Raw genomic sequence first — 4,734 nt, 5'->3', positions numbered from 1 at the left:
GAGGGTTCGGGCCGGGCGCGGATGGGGGTCGGGCTGGCCCGGTGGGGTTTCGTTCCGGGGGTGGGTGTGAGGACCGTCACGGATTGTGGGGGGTGTGGGATGTCTGGGACGGCGCGGGGTGGGCAGGGGAGCCGGGCGGTGCGGTGTGCGGCGTGCGGTGTGTGTTGTGCGGATGCGCAGGCGGAATACCGTGCGGAGTGATGGGGTTACACCGTGCGGGCACTCGCGGGGCGTACGGCGAGAGCCGGGGGGCCCGGCGCGTCGTACCGTCGCGTCGTCGGGCACCGTGGACACCGCGCACGCCGTCCGTATGGCACACCGTCCGATATGGCGCACCGTCCGATATGGGACCGTCCGATGTGGCACACGCCCTCGGGCGCGGAAAACAGCAGAAGAACGAACCGAGTCGGCTGAGCCGGCCGTCGACCCGCCGGGAGCTTGATCGGAGCCGGGCGGGTGGGATCTCTGCAGCGGGCGGATCAGCGGAAGCGGGCCGCCTGCCGCAACGGTCCGCAGGCCGGAGCGTCAACCGCCCGAAGCCCCCGACCCCCGGAAGCAGGAAGCAGGAAGCGCGTATGAGCACCGTAGAGCTGACCAAGGACAACTTCGACGAGATCGTCTCCGCCCATGATTTCGTGCTGATCGATTTCTGGGCGGAGTGGTGCGGGCCGTGCAAGCGGTTCGGGCCGATCTTCGAGCGGTCGTCGGAGAAGCACGGCGACCTGCTGTTCGCCAAGATCGATACGGAGCGGCAGCCCGAGTTGGCGGCCGCCTTCGATATCCGCTCCATCCCGACGCTGATGATCGTCCGGGACAACATCGCGGTGTTCGCCGAGCCCGGCGCGCTGCCGGAGGCCGCCCTGGAGGACGTGATCGGCCAGGCGCGCAATCTGGACATGGACGAGGTCCGGGCGTCGGTCGCCGAGGCCCAGCGGCAGGCGCAGCAGGGCCCGGCCGGCGCCGGGGAGCAGGCGGCGCAGGGCGGCGGTACGGGAGAGCGGGCGCAGGGCGAGTGAGCGTAGGGCGAATGAGCGGGGGGCGAGTGCGTGGGCGCGGTGGCGCGGATGCGGGGGTGGTTCGGGGCGTACGGGGTCCGTGGGGGCCGTGCGGTCTCCGGGATACGTGGGGTCTGCGGGAGCCGTGGGGCCTGGGGAGGCCGTGGGATCTGCGGGAGCCGTGGGGTGAGTGCGCGTCATGAGTGAGCTGTTGCTGATCCGGCACGGTGAGACGGAGTGGAGCCGCGACGGGCGGCACACCAGCTGGACCGACCTTCCCCTCACGGCCAACGGGGAGGAGCAGGCCCGTGCGCTGCGGCCGCTTCTCTCGGCGCGCAAGATCACCCAGGTCTACGCCAGCCCGATGGCCCGCGCCCTGCGCACCGCCGAACTCGCCGGTCTGCCCTCCCCGCAGATCGTCGATGACCTGCGGGAATGGGATTACGGCGGTGACGAGGGCATCACCACTGCCGAGATCCACCGCACCAGACCCGGCTGGTATCTCTTCGACGACGGCGTGGCGCCCGGGCCGGCCGAGCACCCCGGGGAGTCGCCCGACGAGGTCGGGGCGCGCGCCGACCGGGTGCTGGACCTGATCGCGCCGCACCTGGCGGCGGACGAGGGCGACGTCGCGCTGGTGGCGCACGCGCACTTCCTGCGCGTACTGACCGCCCGGCGCCTGGGGCTGCCGGCCGCCGCGGGCGGACTGTTCACGTTCGGCACGGGGGCCGTTGGCGTCCTGGGTACGGAACACGACCGCCCGGCGCTGGTCGCCTGGAACGCGCGGAGTCTGTAGGTGGTCGTGGGCAGTCGTGGACGGTCGTAGGTGGTGGTAGGCGGTCGTAGGTGGTCAGGGGTCTTGTGGGGGGGAGGCGCGTGAGGGGGCGGAGTGTGGGCCGTGAGGGGGCGGGCATTCCGTCCCTAGAGGGTCCCCCTACGGGGTCCCTCTACAGGTCCCCCTACGGGGCCATGGGTTCTACGGGGCCATCGGGTCCAGGTGCAGCGGCTGCACCTTGCCCTCGATCATGGCGCCCAGCCCCTGCACCGCGCAGGTGCCCGGCTGGTCCGCGATGTGCACGGGCATGGAGGTCGCCTCGTGGATCATCGGCTCCAGCCCCGGGATCAGCGCGCTGCCGCCCGCGAGCATGATCCCGCGTTCCCCGAGGTCGGCTACGAGGTCCGGCGGGCAGCGCCGCAGTACCGCCCCGATCCCGTCGAGAATCGCCGTCAGCGGGGTGATGATCGCCCGCCGTACCCGCTCGGTGTCCACATGCACGGAACGCGCGAGTCCGCTGATCACGTCCCGCCCGTGCACCTCCGCCGAACCGGGCGTCAGATCGCCGTTCCCGGACAGCATCAGATGCAGCGGACGTACCGACTGGTTGGGCAGCATCAGGTCGTGGTGGAGGCGGAGGTGCTGGATCACCGCGTGATCGATGGCGTTGCCGCCCACCGGTACGGTCTCGGCGGCCACGATCGAGCCCAGTGAGAGCACCGCCACCTGCGTGGTGCCCGCACCGCACACCACGATCATGGTCGCCTCCGGCTGCTCCACCGGGAGCCCGCAGCCGACGGCCGCGGCGACCAGCGTGTCCACCAGCTCGACCCGGCGGGCACCGAGCCCGGTCAGGGTCTCCACGGCCGCCCGCTGCGCCAGCGGCTCACTGCCGTACGGGAGGCAGACCGCGGCCCGCATGGTCGGTCTGCGCCGCCAGGTCTTGCGCAACTTGTCGCCGACCAGATGGCGCAGCAGGCGCTGGGCCATGTCGATGTCCACGACCGTTCCGTTGGAGACCGGCCGGACCACGCGGATGTAGTCGGGGGTGCGGCCGTCCATCACCTCGGCCTGCGCGCCGACGGCCAGCATCGAGCCGGTGCGGGTGTTGACCGCGGCGACCGTCGGTTCGTCGACGACCAGGCCCTGGTTCTTGACATACACCCTGGTCCGGGCCGCGCCGAGGTCGACGGCGGCCGAGCAGCGCCGCAATTGGGCGAGGCTGATGGTCATGGCGGATTCCTCCCCGATGGGCCGGTGAACGTCCCCGGTGGGCCGGTACTGGGCACGAGCGCCCGCACGTGAGCGCTCGTGCGCCATCCTCCGAGGCGTCACGGGTTCCCGCCTGCTGAGCGCGTCCGGTTGGGGGAGGGGGTGGGGCTGGGGTGGGGAGGGGGCGTGGGTAGCCGGGACGGGGTGGGTTGGCTGCCGACTGTTTGTAACGGGTCGTCAGGTGGGTGGGTGGGGGTGACTGAAGCGGAGCCTGTGCGTAGCTGGCTACCAATCAGGTACGCCTAAAAGCTCTCGCGCTGCCGTGTTACTGATGGGTGGTCAGTAGGGCCACCGCGGCCGGCGTCCCGTCGCTCACGGACCATGCCAACCGCCGACCGATGGAGGGCGGCCGCCAGCCTCCGAGCGTTGGCCACGAGCCGACGCTGCGCTCTTCTGCGCCCGCGCCGCTGCCGTTACTCCGCTACCTCCGCCCGCCGCTGGTAGAGCCCCCAGGTGAACTCGGCGATGACGTCCTCCCGCTCCCCGGTCGGTCCGGGGGCGGTGCAGGACAGGCGCCAACGGGTGGGCGCGCTGCCCTCCATCGGGCGGGCCGGGGCGAAGGCGCGCGCCACCTCGTCGACCGTGCAGGACCACGGGACCAGGTCGGCGGTCGTGCGCAATACCGGGCCGGGGGCGCCGGGGGCGCGTACCAGCCAGGCGTTCCAGACGCCGCCCCCGGGGGCGGCGAGGACCTCGAACCGCAGGTCCGGCCAGAGCGGTACCGGCCAGCTCAACGCCTCGCAGGTCAGATCGCCGATGCGGCGGGTGGTGACGGCCTCGGGAGTGCCCAGCAGCGCCCGGTAGGGCTGGAGGCCGGCGCGGGCCCGCGGGCTGTGCATCCGGGCCTGCCAGCGGCGGTTGGCCTCGCGCATCTGCGCGCGCGTCGCGCCCAGTTGACGTAGTGCGTCCTCGACGCGGCCGGGCTGGTGGTCGGCCATCCGGCGCAGCAGTACGAGCTGGAACGCGAGGGGGCCGGGCAGATCGCCGGGGCCGCCGGAGCCGCCGGAAGCGTCATGGTCAGCGGTGGGGTTCATGAGGGACATGGTCGTGGATGGCGGCCGCGGGGGCCCCGCGGGTCGGGGGAGAGGCGTCCGTCACCGGCGGCCGACGGCCGGCGGTCGAACGGCGGGGCCAGTCGTGATGCCTGATGCCTGCGGCCGGCCGGCCGACCGCACCGATGTGTACGGGGGCGGCGAGCCGCTACGCGCGCTGCCCAACTCGGCGGGGCAAGTCGTGCGTTGCGACTCGGCGAGGCGAGTGACGCGTTGCTACTCGGCTGGCTGAGTGACGCGTTCCAAGTCGGCGGGGCGAGTGTCGGACGCGTTCCAGGTCGGCCTTGCCGTCGTGCGTGACTGGCGACGAACCGCACCCGTTCTGCCCGCGCGCAACCTCACCGTCCGAACCGCAGCCACGCTGCCCGCGCAAACCTCACCGTCCGAGCCACCGCCGCTCTGACCGGCACGCAACTCATTCGCCGCGCACTACGGGTCGGCGGCGGGAACCATGTGGTGGCCAGTGCCAATTACGGCAGCGGTAACTGCGCGGCGCCCAGGGGCCTTTCACGCTTGCGGGTGACTTCGCGGCGGGGCGGGAATACCGTCCCGCTCCTGCCCGGTTGTGGCCCCGCAGGGGGCGCTCGTGACCCCTAGGGGATGCGTTCGCCCCCACCCTAGGTGCTCCCCCCACCACCGC

Annotated in this window: 4 protein-coding genes; 2 read left to right on the top strand and 2 right to left on the bottom strand. The window is 72.5% G+C overall.

The features are described from left to right. The first annotated feature begins 575 nt into the window (after nt 1-575). Nucleotides 576-1,016: a thioredoxin gene (gene trxA, locus ADL22_RS10425; protein ID WP_066976088.1), complete on the top strand. Its 441-nt coding sequence runs from the start codon at nt 576-578 to the stop codon at nt 1,014-1,016. Nucleotides 1,017-1,194: 178 nt separating this feature from the next. After that, entirely contained in the window at nt 1,195-1,791 is a 597-nt protein-coding gene (locus tag ADL22_RS10420; protein WP_066976090.1) for a histidine phosphatase family protein, read from the top strand. A 180-nt stretch (nt 1,792-1,971) separates the two neighbouring features. Here ADL22_RS10420 and ADL22_RS10415 read toward each other — a convergent pair whose 3' ends face one another. Together ADL22_RS10415 and ADL22_RS10410 are read right to left on the bottom strand one after the other, a co-directional pair. After that, nucleotides 1,972-3,003 (bottom strand): rod shape-determining protein, encoded by a 1,032-nt coding sequence (locus ADL22_RS10415; protein ID WP_066976086.1) that lies wholly within the window; start codon nt 3,001-3,003, stop codon nt 1,972-1,974. A gap of 452 nt (nt 3,004-3,455) precedes the next feature. Then, complete coding sequence (locus ADL22_RS10410) at nt 3,456-4,076, bottom strand: hypothetical protein (protein ID WP_066976084.1); 621 nt, start codon at nt 4,074-4,076, stop codon at nt 3,456-3,458. Nucleotides 4,077-4,734 lie beyond the last annotated feature (658 nt).

The sequence above is a fragment of the Streptomyces sp. NRRL F-4489 genome, from assembly GCF_001509485.1.
Taxonomy (GTDB): Bacteria; Actinomycetota; Actinomycetes; order Streptomycetales; family Streptomycetaceae; genus Streptomyces.
The sequence above is the reverse complement of the archived record's forward strand: the minus strand, read 5'-3'. Positions and strand labels throughout refer to the sequence as shown.

Bases quoted from the DNA above. Each gene is read 5' to 3' on its own strand.
- ADL22_RS10410 (WP_066976084.1), bottom strand. From the start codon at position 4,076: ATGAACCCCACCGCTGACCATGACGCTTCCGGCGGCTCCGGCGGCCCC.
- ADL22_RS10415 (WP_066976086.1), bottom strand. From the start codon at position 3,003: ATGACCATCAGCCTCGCCCAATTGCGGCGCTGCTCGGCCGCCGTCGAC.
- ADL22_RS10420 (WP_066976090.1), top strand. From the start codon at position 1,195: ATGAGTGAGCTGTTGCTGATCCGGCACGGTGAGACGGAGTGGAGCCGC.
- trxA (WP_066976088.1), top strand. From the start codon at position 576: ATGAGCACCGTAGAGCTGACCAAGGACAACTTCGACGAGATCGTCTCC.